The sequence below is a fragment of the Bradyrhizobium sp. P5_C11_2 genome (genome assembly GCF_054049755.1).
Genome location: NZ_JBFULT010000107.1, coordinates 1 through 15,744, shown reverse-complemented (window position 1 = coordinate 15,744; position 15,744 = coordinate 1). Strand labels below are relative to the sequence as shown.

At 66.7% G+C, this 15,744-nt stretch carries 17 protein-coding genes and 1 pseudogene; 5 read left to right on the top strand and 13 right to left on the bottom strand.

The genetic code is table 11. The features are described from left to right. Window positions 1–748: MFS transporter (locus tag ACXJL8_RS13360; protein WP_456685091.1), on the bottom strand; the 748-nt coding region annotated here is incomplete at its 3' end. A 474-nt stretch (window positions 749–1,222) separates the two neighbouring features. Between ACXJL8_RS13360 and guaB the strand changes: the two genes are divergently transcribed. The 3 genes from guaB (at window position 1,223) to ACXJL8_RS13345 (ending at window position 4,486) form a co-directional block, all read left to right on the top strand. Then, window positions 1,223–2,716 carry an IMP dehydrogenase gene (gene guaB, locus ACXJL8_RS13355; RefSeq protein ID WP_456618658.1) on the top strand — a complete coding sequence of 498 codons (1,494 nt, stop codon included), beginning with the start codon at window positions 1,223–1,225 and terminating at the stop codon, window positions 2,714–2,716. A 255-nt stretch (window positions 2,717–2,971) separates the two neighbouring features. Next, a complete protein-coding gene (locus ACXJL8_RS13350; protein ID WP_456618657.1) occupies window positions 2,972–3,994 on the top strand; it encodes an NADP-dependent oxidoreductase in 1,023 nt (340 codons plus the stop codon). 165 nt (window positions 3,995–4,159) lie between these two features. After that, on the top strand, window positions 4,160–4,486 hold the full coding sequence (locus ACXJL8_RS13345; RefSeq protein ID WP_456618656.1) for a hypothetical protein: 327 nt from the start codon (window positions 4,160–4,162) through the stop codon (window positions 4,484–4,486). 10 nt (window positions 4,487–4,496) lie between these two features. On the opposite strand, the gene ACXJL8_RS13340 is transcribed toward ACXJL8_RS13345, so the two are convergent. The 10 genes from ACXJL8_RS13340 to ACXJL8_RS13295 all read right to left on the bottom strand — a co-directional run bounded on the left by ACXJL8_RS13340 (window position 4,497) and on the right by ACXJL8_RS13295 (window position 13,119). Beyond that, complete coding sequence (locus tag ACXJL8_RS13340; protein WP_456618655.1) at window positions 4,497–5,561, bottom strand: LacI family DNA-binding transcriptional regulator; 1,065 nt, start codon at window positions 5,559–5,561, stop codon at window positions 4,497–4,499. Between the two features lie 217 nt (window positions 5,562–5,778). After that, window positions 5,779–6,807 (bottom strand): succinylglutamate desuccinylase/aspartoacylase family protein, encoded by a 1,029-nt coding sequence (locus ACXJL8_RS13335; RefSeq protein ID WP_456685090.1) that lies wholly within the window; start codon window positions 6,805–6,807, stop codon window positions 5,779–5,781. 57 nt (window positions 6,808–6,864) lie between these two features. After that, entirely contained in the window at window positions 6,865–7,209 is a 345-nt protein-coding gene (locus ACXJL8_RS13330) for a RidA family protein (protein WP_456618653.1), read from the bottom strand. Window positions 7,210–7,265: 56 nt separating this feature from the next. Further along, window positions 7,266–8,063 (bottom strand): transporter substrate-binding domain-containing protein, encoded by a 798-nt coding sequence (locus ACXJL8_RS13325; RefSeq protein ID WP_456618652.1) that lies wholly within the window; start codon window positions 8,061–8,063, stop codon window positions 7,266–7,268. Window positions 8,064–8,097: 34 nt separating this feature from the next. Further along, window positions 8,098–8,826: an amino acid ABC transporter ATP-binding protein gene (locus ACXJL8_RS13320; RefSeq protein ID WP_456618651.1), complete on the bottom strand. Its 729-nt coding sequence runs from the start codon at window positions 8,824–8,826 to the stop codon at window positions 8,098–8,100. Further along, a complete protein-coding gene (locus tag ACXJL8_RS13315) occupies window positions 8,813–9,463 on the bottom strand; it encodes an amino acid ABC transporter permease (protein WP_456618650.1) in 651 nt (216 codons plus the stop codon). The genes ACXJL8_RS13320 and ACXJL8_RS13315 overlap by 14 nt, the downstream gene beginning before the upstream one ends. A gap of 10 nt (window positions 9,464–9,473) precedes the next feature. Continuing rightward, the gene (locus tag ACXJL8_RS13310) at window positions 9,474–10,133 is read right to left on the bottom strand and encodes an amino acid ABC transporter permease (protein ID WP_456618649.1); all 660 of its coding nucleotides are present in this window, start codon (window positions 10,131–10,133) and stop codon (window positions 9,474–9,476) included. A gap of 14 nt (window positions 10,134–10,147) precedes the next feature. Beyond that, on the bottom strand, window positions 10,148–11,443 hold the full coding sequence (locus ACXJL8_RS13305; protein WP_456685089.1) for an alanine racemase: 1,296 nt from the start codon (window positions 11,441–11,443) through the stop codon (window positions 10,148–10,150). Window positions 11,444–11,585: 142 nt separating this feature from the next. Beyond that, the gene (locus ACXJL8_RS13300) at window positions 11,586–12,425 is read right to left on the bottom strand and encodes a metallophosphoesterase family protein (RefSeq protein ID WP_456618647.1); all 840 of its coding nucleotides are present in this window, start codon (window positions 12,423–12,425) and stop codon (window positions 11,586–11,588) included. Between the two features lie 70 nt (window positions 12,426–12,495). Then, the gene (locus ACXJL8_RS13295) at window positions 12,496–13,119 is read right to left on the bottom strand and encodes an acriflavin resistance protein (RefSeq protein ID WP_456618646.1); all 624 of its coding nucleotides are present in this window, start codon (window positions 13,117–13,119) and stop codon (window positions 12,496–12,498) included. Window positions 13,120–13,276: 157 nt separating this feature from the next. Here ACXJL8_RS13295 and ACXJL8_RS13290 point away from each other — a divergent pair, with 157 nt between their 5' ends. Next, window positions 13,277–13,699: an MAPEG family protein gene (locus tag ACXJL8_RS13290; RefSeq protein WP_456618645.1), complete on the top strand. Its 423-nt coding sequence runs from the start codon at window positions 13,277–13,279 to the stop codon at window positions 13,697–13,699. A gap of 34 nt (window positions 13,700–13,733) precedes the next feature. Then, the gene (locus ACXJL8_RS13285) at window positions 13,734–15,035 is read left to right on the top strand and encodes an RsmB/NOP family class I SAM-dependent RNA methyltransferase (RefSeq protein ID WP_456618644.1); all 1,302 of its coding nucleotides are present in this window, start codon (window positions 13,734–13,736) and stop codon (window positions 15,033–15,035) included. A 150-nt stretch (window positions 15,036–15,185) separates the two neighbouring features. Here the strand turns inward: ACXJL8_RS13285 and ACXJL8_RS13280 are convergent, their stop codons facing one another. Both ACXJL8_RS13280 and ACXJL8_RS13275 read right to left on the bottom strand, forming a co-directional pair. Further along, entirely contained in the window at window positions 15,186–15,395 is a 210-nt protein-coding gene (locus ACXJL8_RS13280; protein ID WP_045000506.1) for a cold-shock protein, read from the bottom strand. Between the two features lie 262 nt (window positions 15,396–15,657). Continuing rightward, window positions 15,658–15,744: pseudogene (locus ACXJL8_RS13275) on the bottom strand (DHCW motif cupin fold protein); the annotation flags it as partial.

Genomic DNA, 15,744 nt, shown 5'->3' with positions numbered 1-15,744 from the left:
CCGGAGATCCGGTCCGCCGGGCGTGCAGCACATACAGCGTCATCGCGATCGATCCGCCGACGACCAGGGCGGCGACCGTGCTCCACGGCAGCAAATTGAGGCCGGCCACCGACAGGCCGAACGCAATGCCGGCAAGCCCGAGCCCGGCGAGCACCATGCCGTAGAGATCGAACGGCTCGCGTTCCTCGCTGGTGATGGGATCGATGAAGCGCAGCGCCATGAAGATGCCGAGCAGCCCGATCGGGATGTTGATCAGGAAGATCCAGTGCCAGGACGCGTAGGTCGTGATGAAGCCGCCGAGCGGCGGCCCGATCACCGGACCGATCAGGGCAGGGACCGTCACCCAGGCCATGGCGTTGACCAGCGCGCTCTTGTCGACCGAGCGCAGCAGCACGAGGCGCCCGACCGGCGTCATCATCGCCCCGCCCATGCCCTGCAGGATGCGCGCGAACACGAAATCGGTGACGGAGGTCGAGAGCGCGCAGCCGACCGAGCCGACCATGAACACGCCGACGGCGATCGCAAACACCATGCGCGCGCCGAAGCGGTCCGCGGTCCAGCCGCTCGCCGGGATGAACACCGCAAGCGACAGCAGATAGGACGTGATCGCGAGCTTCAGCGTCAGCGGGCTGGTGCCGATGTCGGCCGCGATCGCCGGCAGCGAGGTGGCGATCACCGTCGAATCCATGTTCTCCATGAAAAGCGCGGTGGCCACGATCAGCGGAATGACGCGTTGCTTGTCGACCATGACGGATTGGTAATGAAAATCGGAAGGAGGGGTGGAATTGCGGCTTATCACCGCCACCGACCCGGGACCATTGCGGATCGACGCATAGCACCTAGATCCCGCGTAACAACGGTGTGACCTCTCTCCAGGGTTGCGTGTCGCGCTCCTTCGTCATTCCGGGGCGCGCCACTTGGCGCGAGCCCGGAATCCATTGGGCCGCAGGGACCGCTGCGGGATGGATTCCGGGCTCGCGAGGTCGTCGCTCCCCGGAATGACGAGGAGGGGCTGCCCCCGGCTATCCACGCTGAATTTACCGAAAAAGCCTGTGCATGGCTGGCCAGCGGTCCGAATTGCTTTGATTCGTCACCCGGCCGTGCTATCGACCCGCGTCAACCCCACCGATGGGCTCCGATTCTCCGGCGATGCCGCAAGGTACGCCGAGGGCGGCGCTCATCCATAGCTATTTGCGGCAGGGCCGCAGGAAGGAGTTGGCAGATGGCCACGGTGCAAGTTCAAGGCATCCGCGAAGCCCTTACGTTCGACGACGTGCTGTTGAAGCCAGGCCTCTCGGACGTCATGCCGGGCGAGGTCGACATCCGCTCCCGCGTCACCCGCGCCATCCCGCTCAACATCCCGATCATGGCCTCCGCCATGGACACCGTGACCGAGGCCCGCATGGCGATCGCCATGGCGCAGGCCGGCGGCATCGGCGTCATCCATCGCAATTTCGACCCCGAAGGGCAGGCCGCCCAGGTCCGCCAGGTCAAGCGCTACGAGTCGGGCATGGTGGTGAACCCGCTCACCATCAGCCCCGATGCCACGCTCGACGATGCGCTGAAGCTGATGAGCGATCACGGCATCTCCGGCATTCCCGTCGTCACCGGCGCAGGCAAGTCCACGCCGGGCAAGCTGGTCGGCATCCTCACCAACCGCGACGTGCGGTTCGCCACCGACCGTCGGCAAAAAGTCTCCGAGCTGATGACGCATGAAGGTCTCGTCACCGTGCGCGAGAACGTCAGCCAGGACGAGGCGCGGCGGATGCTGCACCAGCATCGCATCGAGAAATTGCTGGTGGTCGATGAGCAATATCGCTGCGTCGGCCTCGTCACCGTGAAGGACATGGAGAAGGCGGTCGCCCATCCGCTCGCCTGCAAGGACGCGCAGGGCCGCCTCCGCGTCGCCGCCGCCACCACCGTCGGCGACACCGGCTTCGAGCGCACCGAGCGGCTGATCGACGCCGGCGTCGACCTCGTCGTCGTCGACACCGCACACGGCCATTCGCGCCACGTGCTGCACGCGGTGAACCGCATCAAGCGTCTCTCCAACTCGGTGCAGGTCGTCGCCGGCAACGTTGCGACCACAGAGGGCGCGCAGGCGCTGATCGACGCCGGCGCGGACTGCATCAAGGTCGGCATCGGTCCGGGCTCGATCTGCACCACGCGCATCGTCGCCGGTGTCGGGGTGCCGCAGCTCACCGCGATCATGGATGCGGTCGAGGCGGCGAAGAAGTCCGACATCCCCGTCATCGCCGATGGCGGCATCAAGTTCTCCGGCGACCTCGCCAAGGCGCTCGCCGCCGGCGCCGACATCGCCATGGTCGGCTCGCTGCTGGCCGGAACCGACGAGACGCCCGGCGAAGTGTTCCTGTGGCAGGGCCGCTCCTACAAGGCCTATCGCGGCATGGGCTCGGTCGGCGCGATGGCGCGCGGTTCGGCCGACCGCTACTTCCAGCAGGACATCAAGGACACGCTCAAGCTCGTCCCTGAAGGCATCGAGGGCCAGGTGCCCTACAAGGGCCCGGTCGGCAACGTCATGCACCAGCTCGCCGGCGGCTTACGCGCCGCGATGGGCTATGTCGGCGCGCGCGATTTGAGCGAGCTGCATTCCAAGGCCCAGTTCGTCCGCATCACCGGCGCGGGCCTGCGCGAAAGCCACGTCCACGACGTCACGATCACGCGCGAGGCGCCGAACTATCCGGGCGGGGGTTAGGTCGCTTCGCTCGATCGCTCCGCTCTCTCCTTCGTCATGGCCGGGCTTGACCCGGCCATCCACGTCTGGCGGCTCGCTCTGTGGCCCGTGGATGCCCGGGTCAAGCCCGGGCATGACGACGGAGAATGAGGCGTCGGCTTTCTCAAATTCGCCAATGCGACAAACGCGAGCGACGAAGCGCTCCACCGGTTTTGTATTGACGCGCTCCGCTCCCTCCGCTTCGCTCGCGCCGAAGAAACTCAGGAGGAAGCCATCATGTCCCAAGGCAAGCGCATCGTTCTCGCCGCGCGTCCCGTCGGTGAGCCCAAGCCGTCCGATTTCCGCATCGAGGAATTCGCAGTCCCAGCGCCGGGGCAGGGCGAAGTCCTGCTGCGCACGATCTGGCTGTCGCTCGATCCCTACATGCGCGGGCGCATGAGCGAGGGGCCGTCCTACGCCGCGCCGGTGCCGATCGGCGGCGTGATGGAGGGCGAGGCGGTCAGCGAGGTCGCGGCCTCCAACAATCCTGATTTCGCGGTAGGCGACATCGTGCGCATCCGCTCGGGCTGGCAGACGCATGCGATCTCCAGCGGCAAGGGCCTGATCAAGGTCGATCCCAAGCTCGGCCCGATCTCGACCTCCATCGGCGTGCTCGGCATGCCCGGCATGACCGCCTATACGGGGCTGCTCGACATCGGCAAGCCTCAGGAAGGCGAGACCGTCGTCGTGGCCGGCGCCTCCGGTGCGGTCGGCTCGGCCGTCGGCCAGATCGCCAGGATCAAGGGCGCACGCGCTGTCGGCATTGCCGGCGGCAAGGACAAGTGCGACTACGTCGTGAAGGAGCTCGGCTTCGACGCGTGTCTCGATCATCGCGAAACCGATTTTCCGGCCAAGCTGAAGTTCGCCTGCCCGAAGGGCATCGACGTCTATTTCGAGAATGTCGGTGGCGCCGTGTTCGAGGCGGTCTTCCCGCTGCTCAATCCGTTCGCGCGCGTGCCGGTCTGCGGCCTGATCGCCCATTACAACGACACCGAGGCCAAGCCGCCGAAATGGGCCGCGTCCATGATGCGCGCGACCCTGACCAAGCGGCTGACCTTCCGCGGCTTCATCGTCTCCGACTTCGCCGCACGCCACGGTGACTTCCTGCGCGACATGTCGGGCTGGGTCCGCGAGGGCCGGGTGAAGTACAAGGAGTTCGTCACCGAGGGCCTGGAGAGCGCGCCGGGCGCCTTCATGGGCCTGCTGAAGGGCGCCAATTTCGGCAAGCAGCTGGTCCGGGTCGGGCAGGATAGGGCTTAGCTGCAAAGCMTGATTTGGCTGCAATCCAGCGCCTTTCGCGGGCTGGATGGTTAAAAAAGAGTCACCGATCGGCCACACCTGCCGGCAAAAGCCGCTTGTGTGACCGTCGGTTCATTGACGAGCCGGCGAAGGCATTGAATCATCGCGCATATTTCAGGTGCTGCGATGTTAGAGATTGGTATTTTCTGCGTAATCCTTCTGGCCGCCGGCTATTGGACGACCTTGTTCGTCATGGGCCGCCGCGACGACGTCATCCATGGCAAGTTCGTCCACGCCGACGACGAGAGCGACCTCAGCCAGCCTTCGATGCCGGCGCCACGGCCGCCGTTCCCGAAGCGTCCGGTCAAAGCTGCGCGACCCGCTGATGTCCAGCCTGCCAATGTTCAGTCCGGCAATATTCAATCTGGCAAGGCTGAGGCCAAGCCGGTGAACAGCGAGGCGCTGCAATCCTTGCTGGCCGCGATCCAGCAGGATCTCAAGAGCGTCGCGTAAGCCGCAACCCTCAGACGCTGCCGCGCTCGACCAGGAACAAGTCGACCGCAAGCCGCTGTTCGGCTGGCGGCGCACCGGCAAGCCGTGCCAGCAGCAGTTCGCCCGCGATGCGCCCCACGGCCGCTGCGTCGAAGGAGATGGTGGTGAGACCGGGCGTGATCTGATCCGCCACGTCGTTGTCGCCGAAGCCGAGCAGCGCGAGATCGCGCGGCACCGACAGGCCGCGCGCGCGGGCCTCGATCAGCGCGCCGGTCGCGAGCAGGTCGTTGGCGCAGAACACGGCATCGACGCGGTCGCCGCGATCGAGCAGGGCGGTGAAGGCGGCGCGGCCATCGACGAGCCCCGTGATCTCGCCGACCCCGATCTCGTGGACGATATCGAGGCCCAGTTGCGCCGCCGCCGCGCGAAACCCGTCGCGGCGGAGCGCGCCACGGCCGCTGCTGCGTCCGATGAAGGCGACGCGGCGATGCCCGGCGTCCGCAAGACGCCGTGCCGCCATCGCGCCGGCATCGGCATTGGGCAGGCCAACCAGCATGTCGATGGGATCGCGCGGATACGCCCAGGTCTCGATCACGGGAATGCCGAGCTCCTCGAGCGCGGCGCGGTTCTCCTGGAGCTCGATCACGCCGGTGAACATCACCGCGGCCGGCCGGATGCCGCGCAGCGACTGGATCATCGCGACTTCCTTGGCATAGGAGTAGGAGGTCTGGCCGACCAGCACCTCAAAGCCTTCCGGCTCCAGCGTGGCGGCGAGACTGCGCACGGCGAGCCCGAATTGCTGGCTGAGGATGTTGGAAACGAAGGCCACCACCACGTTGGACCGCCCCGAGCGCAGCGCGCGCGCATGCGGGTTGGAGGCATAGCCGGTCGCCTCGATCACCTCGAGGATGCGGTCGCGGGTGTCGCGATTGACCTTCTCGGGATGGCGCAGCACGCGTGACACCGTGATCGGCGACACGCCGGCGCGCTCCGCCACCTCCTCGATGCGCGGCGGTCGTCCGGTCGCGCTCGCCCGGCCGGGCGGCGCCGGAATGCGCACCACGTCGTCGTAGCTCGGCTTCACCGGATCGGTCATCGAATCCCTGGAGAGAACGACGCTAGGTTAGCGCATGATGAGATCGGGTCGTATTGCAACCGCGCCGAAGGTGCGCTCCCTCCCCCGCTTGCGGGGGAGGGCTGGGGAGAGGGTGTCYCCGCAATCGAGAACCCCCAAGAGGAGACAGCCCTCACCCGGCGCTTCGCACCGACCTCTCCCGCAAGCGGGAGAGGTGCAGCGAGTGTGCGGCCAAAGTTCACCGCACCATGACCTCGTCGCGCGCGAGCGCGCGGCCGACCTGGACCAGGCAGTCGCCGCTCTGGCTGTCGGTGTGCAGGCGTTGCGAGATCACGATGCCGTCGGCGGGGAAGCGCAGCACCTCTTCCGGCAGCTCGGGGCGCTCGAAATCATGATACCAGCCGGCAACGTCGCCGGCCGCAACCCGCGCGCCGACCATGACCGCCGGCTCGAACCAGCCGCGCCGCGTCGCGAACACCGCCTGCGCATGGCTTTGCAGCGCCAGCAGTTCGGTGGCGCGCTCGACCGGTGCGTGCGGCCCCAGCACGGGGGCCTGGACGAGGCCGAGCGCGAGCAGCAGCCGGTCGACGGCGCGCGCGGTGAGCGCCATCGTCTGCGGCGTGACGGTGCCGCCGCCGCCGAATTCGCCGGAGAGCCCGATCGCGCCGGCGCGTGCGGCGGCCGCCATCGAGGTCGGTGCAGTGGCGCCGTTCTCGGCGACGAAGGMGAAGGGCATGCCCAGCCCCTCCATCAGGCGCAGCGCGTGGCCGAACATCTCCGGCGTGCCCTGCCGCTCGATCAGCGCGCAAGGAACATGCGCCATCGACGTGCCGCCGGAGTGGATGTCGAAGACGACGTCGTGACGCGGAAACAGCTCGTGCTCGAGAAAATGCGCCAGCCGGAAGGTCGGCGTTCCCCCGGCATCGCCGGGGAAGGCGCGATTGAGATTGCCCTCGTCGAGCGGCGAGCGGCGGCGCGCCGCCATCACCGCCGGCAAATTGGCGAAGGGCAGGATGGTGATCTCGCCCTTCACCGCCGCCGCATCGAGCCGGCGATACAGCCGCGTCAGAGTGATCTCGCCCTCATATTCGTCGCCATGATTGCCGGCCATCAACAGCAGCTTCGGGCCGGCGCCGTTCTTGATCCGGAAGATCGGGATCTTGAGCTGGTAATAGGGGGAGCGGTCGATCGAGAAGGGAATGCCGAGATGGCCGGACCATTTCTGGTCCTTCTCGAAATCGATCTCGTGGAAAAGTCCGGTATGCATGGCTTGCCTCGAGGCCGCGTCGACGCCGACGCCGGCCGAAGGTTGAAAGGATGCGCGTTAGAGCAGGGCGACGGCGGTCATCTCGACGCGGAGGTCGGGGTCGGCAAGGCGGGCCTCGACGCAGGCCCGCGCCGGCGGATTGGCCGGATCGATCCAGGAATCATAGACCGAGTTCATGGTGTCGAAGTCGGTGATGTGCGGCAGGAAGACGTTGACCGCGATGAGCTTGGAGCGGTCGGAGCCGGCCTCCTTCAGCAGCGCATCGATCTTGGCGAGCACCTGCTGGGTCTGTGACACGATGCCGGCCTTGCGGTCGTCCGCGACCTGGCCGGCGATGTGCACCAAGCCACCGGCGGCGACGGCCTGGCTCATGCGTGAGCCCACGACATAACGTTTGATCATCTGAGATTCTCCTCGTGAAGATTGGCTCCCGCATGATGCGGGAGCCGTGTGCGAGCTTACAGCGTCGGCAGCGACTGTTCTTCCTTGAACCATTTCAGCTGCAATGCGCCGAGCTTGCCGTTCAGCTTGTTGGTGAAGATGTCGGTGTTGATCCAGTTGAGCAGGTTCTGCTCGCCCTGGCGGACGCCGACATGGGCCGGCGACTGGCGGATCAGGAATTTCAGCTCGACCTCCTTGGTCGGGTTCTGCTCCTGCACCTTCAGCGCGATCGCGCTGTTCTCCGCGAACGTGTCGGCCTGGCCGGCCAGATAAGCGGCGAGGGCCGCCGGCGTGTCCTCGAATCGCACCAGCTTCACCTTCGGTGCGTTGTCGGTGAGCCAGACGTCGAGCGTCGAGCCCTTGGCTACTGCGACGCTGCGTCCGTCGAGATTGTCGGGCCTCTTGCCGGTGGCCGCGGGAAGCGATTTCGCGCCGTAGACGCCGAGATTCACCACCGCATAGGGCTGCGAGAACATCACCTGCTGGGCACGCTCCGGCGTGGCGCCGAGGCCCGCGATCAGCAGGTCGATCTTGTCGGACAGCAGGCTCGGGATGCGCGCAGCACCGGTGACCGGGACGAGCTCGAGTTTCACGCCCATGTCGGCGGCGATCAGCCGGGCGAGATCGGCGTCGAGACCTGCGATCTCGCCCTTGTCGTCCTTGAAGCCCCATGGCGCGGCATCGGTGAGGATGCCGATGCGCAGCTTGCCTGAGCCGAGCACGTCCTGGAGCTTGTCGGCTTTGGCGAGGCTGGGCGCAGCGAGTACGGCAAGCGCCGCGGCTGCGATCGTGAAGAGGGACTTCAGTGTTCTCATGACTCTCTCCTGGTGGTGGATTGGTGGACGATGTTCATTTCGACGATGCGATGAAGCTTGCGAGTTCGGGCGTCTCGGGGCTTGCGAACAGCTTTGCCGGCGGGCCCTGTTCCCAGACGCGGCCCTCGTGCATGAAGACGATGCGGTCGGCGACGTTGCGGGCAAAGCCCATCTCATGAGTGACGAGGATCATGGTCATGCCCTGCTTCGCCATCGCCTCCATCACCTTCAGCACTTCGCCGACGAGCTCGGGGTCGAGCGCGGAGGTCACTTCGTCAAACAGCATCAGGTGAGGGGCCATGGCGAGGCAGCGCGCGATCGCGACGCGCTGCTGCTGGCCGCCGGAAAGCTGCTCCGGCCAGGCGTCGATCTTGTCGGCAAGCCCCACGCGGGCGAGCACGTCCTCGGCGAGCGCGCGGGCCTTCGACTTGTCGATGCGGCCGGTCAGGAGCGGCGCGAGCGTGATGTTGCGCTCGACCTTCAGATGCGGAAACAGGTTGAAGGCCTGGAACACGATGCCGACGCGCTGACGGAACTGCTTGAGATCGCGCATCCCGGCATGGACCTTCTCCCCCTCGACGTGGATCTGGCCGCCGTCGACCGTCTCCAGCGCGTTGATGCAGCGAAGCAGCGTCGACTTGCCCGAGCCGGAGCGGCCGATGATGGTGACGATCTCGCCTTCCTCGACGTCGAGCGAGACGCCCTTGAGCACGTCGACCCGGCCGAATTTCTTGTGAACGTCGCGGATTTCAACGAGAGCCATCGAGGCGGGCCTCCAGGGAGCGGGACCAGAGCGTGATCGGCAGGCAGAGCGCGAAATAGATCGCGGCGACGAGCGCGTAGGTGAGCAGCGGCTGGAACGTCGCCGCGCTCACCACCTGGCCCGCGCGGGCGAGCTCGACGAAGCCGAGGATGGAGGCGAGCGAGGTGCCCTTGATGAGCTGGACCAGGAAGCCGACCGTCGGCGGCAGCGACAGGCGCAGCGCCTGCGGCGCGATGATGTGGCGGAACTGCTGCCAGGCCGACAGGCCAAGACAGGCGCCGGCCTCCCACTGCGTCTGTTTCACGGCTTCCAGCCCGCCGCGCCAGATCTCGCCGAGAAAGGCCGCGGTGTAGAGCGTGTAAGCGACGGTCACGGCGATCAGCGCCGGCACCTGGATGCCGAGGAACACCGGCATGCCGAAATAGAAGAAGAACAACAGGCCGAGCAGCGGCACGCCCTGGATCATCTGGATGCAGGCGGCCATCGCCCAGCGCAAGCCGGCGAAGCGGCTGATGCGGCCCATCGCGAGGCCAAGCGCCAGCGGCGCGCCGAAACCGAGCGCGAGCACGACGAGCACGACGGTCCAGCGCAGCGCGGCGAACAGCGAGACGAAATCGATGAGGGAGAACGATCGCATCGCGTGCCCTCTAGCGCCGTCGCGGCCAGCGGAAGGCGGCCGCGCCGACGATCGCAAACAGCGCCTTGAACGACATCGCCATCGCGAAATAGACGGCGCAGATCACCGCATAGACCTCGAAGCTGCGATAGGTGCGGCTCTCGACGAAGCCGGCGACGTGGAACAGCTCGTCGGCCGAGACCTGCGAGGCGAGCGAGGTGCCGAGCAGCAGGAGGACGAACTGGCTGGTGACGGCCGGATAGGCGTTGCGCAGCGCCGGCGGCAGCAGGATGTGGCGAAACACCTGCCAGCCGGACAGGCCAAGGCATTGGCCGGCTTCGATCTGACTCTTCGGCACGGAGTCGAGCCCCGACCGGACGATCTCGACCGAATAGGCGCCGAAATAGAGCGACAGCGCGACGGCGGCGGCTTCGAAGGCCGGCAGCTTCAGGCCGAAGCTCGGCAGCACGAAGAACACGATGAAGATCTGGATCAGCGACGGCGTGTTGCGGAACAGCTCGATGTAGCCGCGCACCAGCCAGCGCAGCGGCGTGATGCGTCCCCTGAGCGCGACCGCGCCGGCGACGCCGATCAGGAGCCCGAACAGTGCCGCGATCACCGTCAGCTCGAGCGTGACGATGGCCCCGTCGATGAGCTGGTTCTGATAGCGCCAGAGCGGCAGGAAATTCATCGCGCGGTCCGCTCTCAGCCGAACTGGGTGGCGAGCGCGCGCGTCACGACGCCCTCGGTGTCGAGGCCGAGGATCACGCGCCAGCGATCGAGACAGGTGCAGGGATGCGAGATGCCGAAGGCGATGATGTCGCCGACCGCAAGCGCGCCGCCGGGTGCGACGGAGAGGAATGCGTGCTGGTCGTTGAGGCGGGTGACCGCCAGGCCGTCGGCAAGGCCTTGCTGCGCGACGCCGTCCCGGAACACCCGCAACGGCACCGGCAGTCCCTGATCGAAGGAGGCATCGCGCATGCCGAAGCCCGCGATCGCGAGCCCGGTCTCGGGCCGCGACAGCACCTCGGCCCACAGCGTCAGGGCAGGACGAAAGCTTTCCGCCGCGGAATGTCGCGTTCCCGCGATGACGAGACCGCCGCGCCGGTCGAGCTCGGTGAAGGCGCGCGCATAGACGCCGTGATCGGCAAAGAACAGCGCGCCGGAGCGAAGGATTACGGTGGCGTTGCCATCAGCCTGCGCGGCCGGCGCGAGCGCCCGCGCCACGATGTCGAAATAGGCCGATCCGCCCGCGCTGATGATCAGTTTGCGGCCCGGGGCGGCTGCGCGCACCAGCGCGAATGTCTCGATGGTGCGTTCCATCAGCGCCGCGATGGCGCGCAGGGTCTCGTCGGCATCTTGTGTTGCGGCTGCGCCCTCGTAGGTGGCGACGCCACCGAGCGCCAGCCGATCGGCGGCGACCACGGCTGCGGTGGTTGCCTCGATCGCGGCGCGGTCGCGCGCGCCGGCCCGGCCGGCGCCGAGCTCGACCAGCACGGACAATTCGCGGCGCTCCGCAATCCGCGCCGCCTCGGCCAGTGCCGCGACCGCGGCCGGCGAATCCGCAAACGCATGAAATTCGACATCGGGGTACGCGGCGAGCAGCGCGCCGAGCCGCCGGCCGGCCGCGAGCCCGCCGATCTCGTTGGCCAGCAGCAGGCGCCGCTCGCCGTGGGCGAGCAGCACCGCGGCCTGCTGGATATTGGCGACCGTGGTGCCCCAGGCGCCGGCCTCGCGCAGCGAGCGGGCCAGCTCCGGCGACATCGGCGTCTTGGCGTGCGGCGCGACGCTGACGCCGGCGCTCGCGCACCAGCGCAGGAAGAGGTCGCGATTGGCCGCGAAGGCGGCCTCATCGAGGGTGAGGGCGGGGAGGGCCAGATCGCCGTGGGCCGGCGACCAGCGCTGGTTTCCGATCTCCTCGGCGGGCAGGCCGTCGACCAGGGGGATGCCCCGAATGGCCGTCGACAGGCGCAGGGCGCCCCACCGGGAAATGGACTGCATTGTCACTCCGTCTGCGGCCCTCGACCGCCGGCGGTGACGATATGTGCAAATGACAACGTTGTCATTAGCGTCTTTTAGTCATTTTCGGACCAAGATCGATGCATTGAGGTATCAAGGTAAGGATGAGTGCCCGTGGACCAGGCTAATGCGCGCCCATCTGGGCGAGCAGCTCTTCGATGTCGATATCGACTTGGCCGGCCGCCCGGACGTGCCGGACCTCGAAACTTTCGGGCTGGAAGCGGTACTCGACCAGGCCCGTCTCCTTGATCGCGATCCGGTCCTGGCGCGCGTCATTGATCTTGAACCCGGCCGACGGCGCCCAGACATGACGCGTGTGGCGATAGGTGAAGTCGCGCCGCTGGTGCACGTGGCCGCTGGCGATCAAACGTAGGTCGACCGTCGAGAACATCTTGATCAGCCGCGCCCGCGCCGGCTGCGGCACGTAGCGGATCGAGGTCTCCGGCAGTTCGGGATCGTCGGGCAGGTTGAGGAACAGCGGCTTGTGTACGAACAGCGCCACCGGCCTGCCGTTCACGCGCGAAACTTCCGAGGCCAGCCAGTCGAACTGTTCAGCCTCGAAGGCCAGCCCTGAATTCATCACCAGCGAATTGAGGCCGATGAAGCGCCAGCCGGCGGCTTCGAACGACCAATGGTCGTCGCCGATGATGTCGCGGAATTGCTGGCGGTGCGCTTCCTCGACCGGCGGCTTGGGCGCCGGACCGATTGCGGTGGGATTATCGCCGATGTCGTGATTGCCTGGCAGGTAGCGGCAGGCGACGGGCAGGGCGTCGTGCAGGCCCCTGGCGAATTCGACATCGTCGCGGCTGGTCGGCCCGTCGAACGAGACGTCGCCGGTGTTGATGACGAGATCGGGCCTATCAGCGTCGATATGCTCGCTGACGCGATGGAAGTTTGCGATCAGGCCGGGAAAGCGTTGGCCGAGATGGGTGTCGGAAATCTGCGTCAGGCGAAATTCGGACATGGAGCAAAGCATAGCCCGGCCAAGCGTCGGAACGATGACGGCGCGCGCACGATCCGCGATCGAACAATGTTTAAAGCACCCGATAGCGGATGGTGTAGGCGTCCTGCGGCGCGACGCTGCCGGCCAGCGGCGAGGCGATGCGGTCGGCGAGGTGCCAGGGGCCGAATTGCTCGGAGCGATGCGGCTCTGCGGGCAGGCGGAGGCGGAATTCGAACGTGCCTTTCCCGGGCAGGCTCACGACCAGCACCCGGTCCGCGGTGCGGTAGTTGAGCGCCACCGCGCCGCGCAGCAGCGCGCGTCCGTCGGCCAAATCAGTCACGCCATCGACAAGCGCCAGCTTCTGGTTGCGGTCGGTGTGCAGCTCGATCTGGGTGCCGGCAGCGGAGCCCAGGGTGTCCCTGGGCATGCGGATCTCGAATTCGACTGCGGGCTTGGACGGGTTGAGGCCGAGATAGGCCAGCGCGGCGTGACGCATGTCGTAGGCGACAAAGACGAACAGGACGGCCGCGGCCGTGGCGGCGAGACCGTGCCTGAGGACGTCACGCCAGGTCCGGTAGCTCATGCGGAAATAGACCGTCATCGCCAGCGCAACGGCCAGCGCGGCCGCAATGCCGGCCAGTGCCGACATCAGGATGCCGAGCTGAGCCTCGGCAGATTCGCTCAAAATGCCGAGCAAGCTCGACAGGGTGTTCATGGCGGTCTCTCGCCTTGCGGCCCGCGGGGGCCGAAATCGCTTAAACTCTCGATATTTGGTCGCAAGACCGGGAACGCCGGTTCAAGTCGTTCATTGTCAGCGCCAGCAGTCGCAGCTATTGACGATCGGCGGCGTTTCGCCTCCCGGGAAAATTCCGATGTCCGTTCAGATGGTTTTGCTGCCGGTCTTTGTGCAGGTCGGGCTCACCTTCGCGCTCCTGATCGCCATGGCGCTGGGGCGCCGGCAGGCGCTCGTCTCCGGCGAGACCAAGATCCGCGACGTTGCGCTGGGCGAGCCGAACTGGTCGAAGGGCGCCACACAAATCGCCAATTGCTACCGCAACCAGTTCGAGTTGCCGGTGCTGTTCTATGCCCTGATCGCACTGGCGCTGCCGCTGCGCCATGCCGACCTCTTCATCGTGCTGATGTCCTGGGTGTTCGTGGTGACGCGCTTTGCCCATGCCGGAATCTTCGTCTCCTCGAACGATTTTGGCCGGCGCTCGACGATCTGGCTCGCGGGCGCGCTGGTGCTGCTGGCGATGTGGATCTACTTCGCGCTGAAGATGCTGTTGCTGATCTGACGGTTAGCCCTCGGATCCAATCTGAAAGATTCAAATGACTCCTGCTGCCCGGCTGTCCGCGGCCATCGAACTGATCGACACCATCGAGAGAGACCGCGTGCCGGCGGCGAAAGCGCTGAAGGAGTGGGGCACCGCGCACCGCTTTGCCGGCTCCGGCGACCGCGCCGCGATTGCCGGCCTGGTCTGGGACGTGCTGCGCCGCTACGCCTCGAGCGCGTTCCTGATGGACGCCGACACCGCGCGGGCGCGGCTGATCGGCATGCTGCGCCTCGAGCGCGACATGGACACCGCCACCATGGCCGCGCTGTTCGACGGCAGCCGGTTCGCGCCAGCGCCGCTGACGGAGGCCGAGCAGGCGGCGCTCGCCTCCCGGTCCCTGAAGGACGCGCCGGCTGCGGTGGCCGGCGACTATCCCGAATGGCTCGATTCCCATCTGGCAAAAGTGTTCGGCGAGGACCGCGCGGCGGAGGCGGCCGCGATGGCGAGCCGGGCCCCGCTCGATTTGCGCGTCAACACGCTAAAGTCCAATCGCGACAAGGTGCTGAAGGCGCTTGCTCATCTTCATGCGCAACCGACGCATTGGTCGCCAACCGGTCTGCGCATCGCGCTTTCGGCCGATGCGCGCAATCCCGGCATCCAGGCTGAGGAGGATTTCATCAAGGGCGCCGTTGAAGTGCAGGATGAGGGATCGCAGCTTGCGGCCCAGTTCACCGCGGCAAAACCCGGCGAGCAGGTGATCGATCTCTGTGCGGGGGCCGGCGGCAAGACGCTGGCGCTCGCAGCCCAGATGCAGGGCAAGGGCCGGCTGATCGCGACCGACAGCGACAAGCGGCAACTTGCTCCCATTCACGAACGCCTGTCGCGCGCCGGCGTGCACAATGCCGACGTCCGCACGCCCAAGGGCGAGGCCGATACGCTCCAGGACATCCACGCCTCGGCCGATCTCGTCGTCATCGACGCCCCCTGCACGGGAACCGGCACCTGGCGCCGCAATCCCGATGCCAAATGGCGCATGCGCCCCGGCGCGCTGGAGATCCGCCTGAAGGACCAGGCCGAGGTGCTGGAGCGCGCCGTGCCGCTGGTGAAGCCGGGCGGCCGCATCGCCTACATCACCTGCTCGGTGCTAGCGGAAGAGAACGGCGAGCAGGTGAGGGCGTTCGTCGCTCGCCATCCCGCGTTCTCGGTTGTGCCACCCGAGCAGATCGCGAGCGTGCTCTGGGACAAGGCCGAGGAGTTTGCGCAGGCCGCGCTGCAATCCGACGAGGGCTGGCTGATGACGCCGCGGCGGACCGGCACGGATGGGTTCTTCGTCTCGGTGCTGAAGAAGACTGGCTGAACTCGCGCCATCATTCCGGGGCGCCCGAGGGGCGAGCCCGGGAATGACGGCGCAAACGAAAGCCCCGCCACCGATATCTCGGGGGCGGGGCCTGGGTATTCCTACGACCTGCCGGTACGTCCGCGGTCAGATCGCGAGATGCGCGGCGAACTAGCCGGCGCGGAGGTTGTCAGCCGAGGACTTGCCGCTGCGGCGGTCCGCGACGATGTCGAACGAAACCTTCTGACCCTCGTTGAGGGTGCTCAGACCAGCGCGTTCAACCGCGCTGATGTGAACGAAGACGTCCTTGTCGCCGTTGTCCGGCTGGATGAAACCAAAACCCTTTTGGTTGTTGAACCACTTCACGGTGCCCATTGCCATAGTCATTTCCTTTCATTGACGATGCACTCAGGGGGACAAATGCGCAATCGCTTGCGCCCATCGTCCCGGTTGGTCGATTTTGGAGAAATACCTGAAACGTGCTCGTCCATTGGAAATGAGACGGAGCGGCCCAGTCGTTCGGCCAAGGATCGATGATCACAATCTAGCGATTTTTTGGGGCAACTTCAAGGCAGCACGCGCTCGTCGCGAGCGCGGCACGGTTTTCTATTTTGCGGTGCAAACGTGCCCGCCAGCGGTTCCGTCAATCCACGATGAAGAGCGTCGCGCCCACAGCCGTCGACGACCGGTGCGCGGCGTCGCCGAAATCCGAGACCTGGTAGCTCATCCC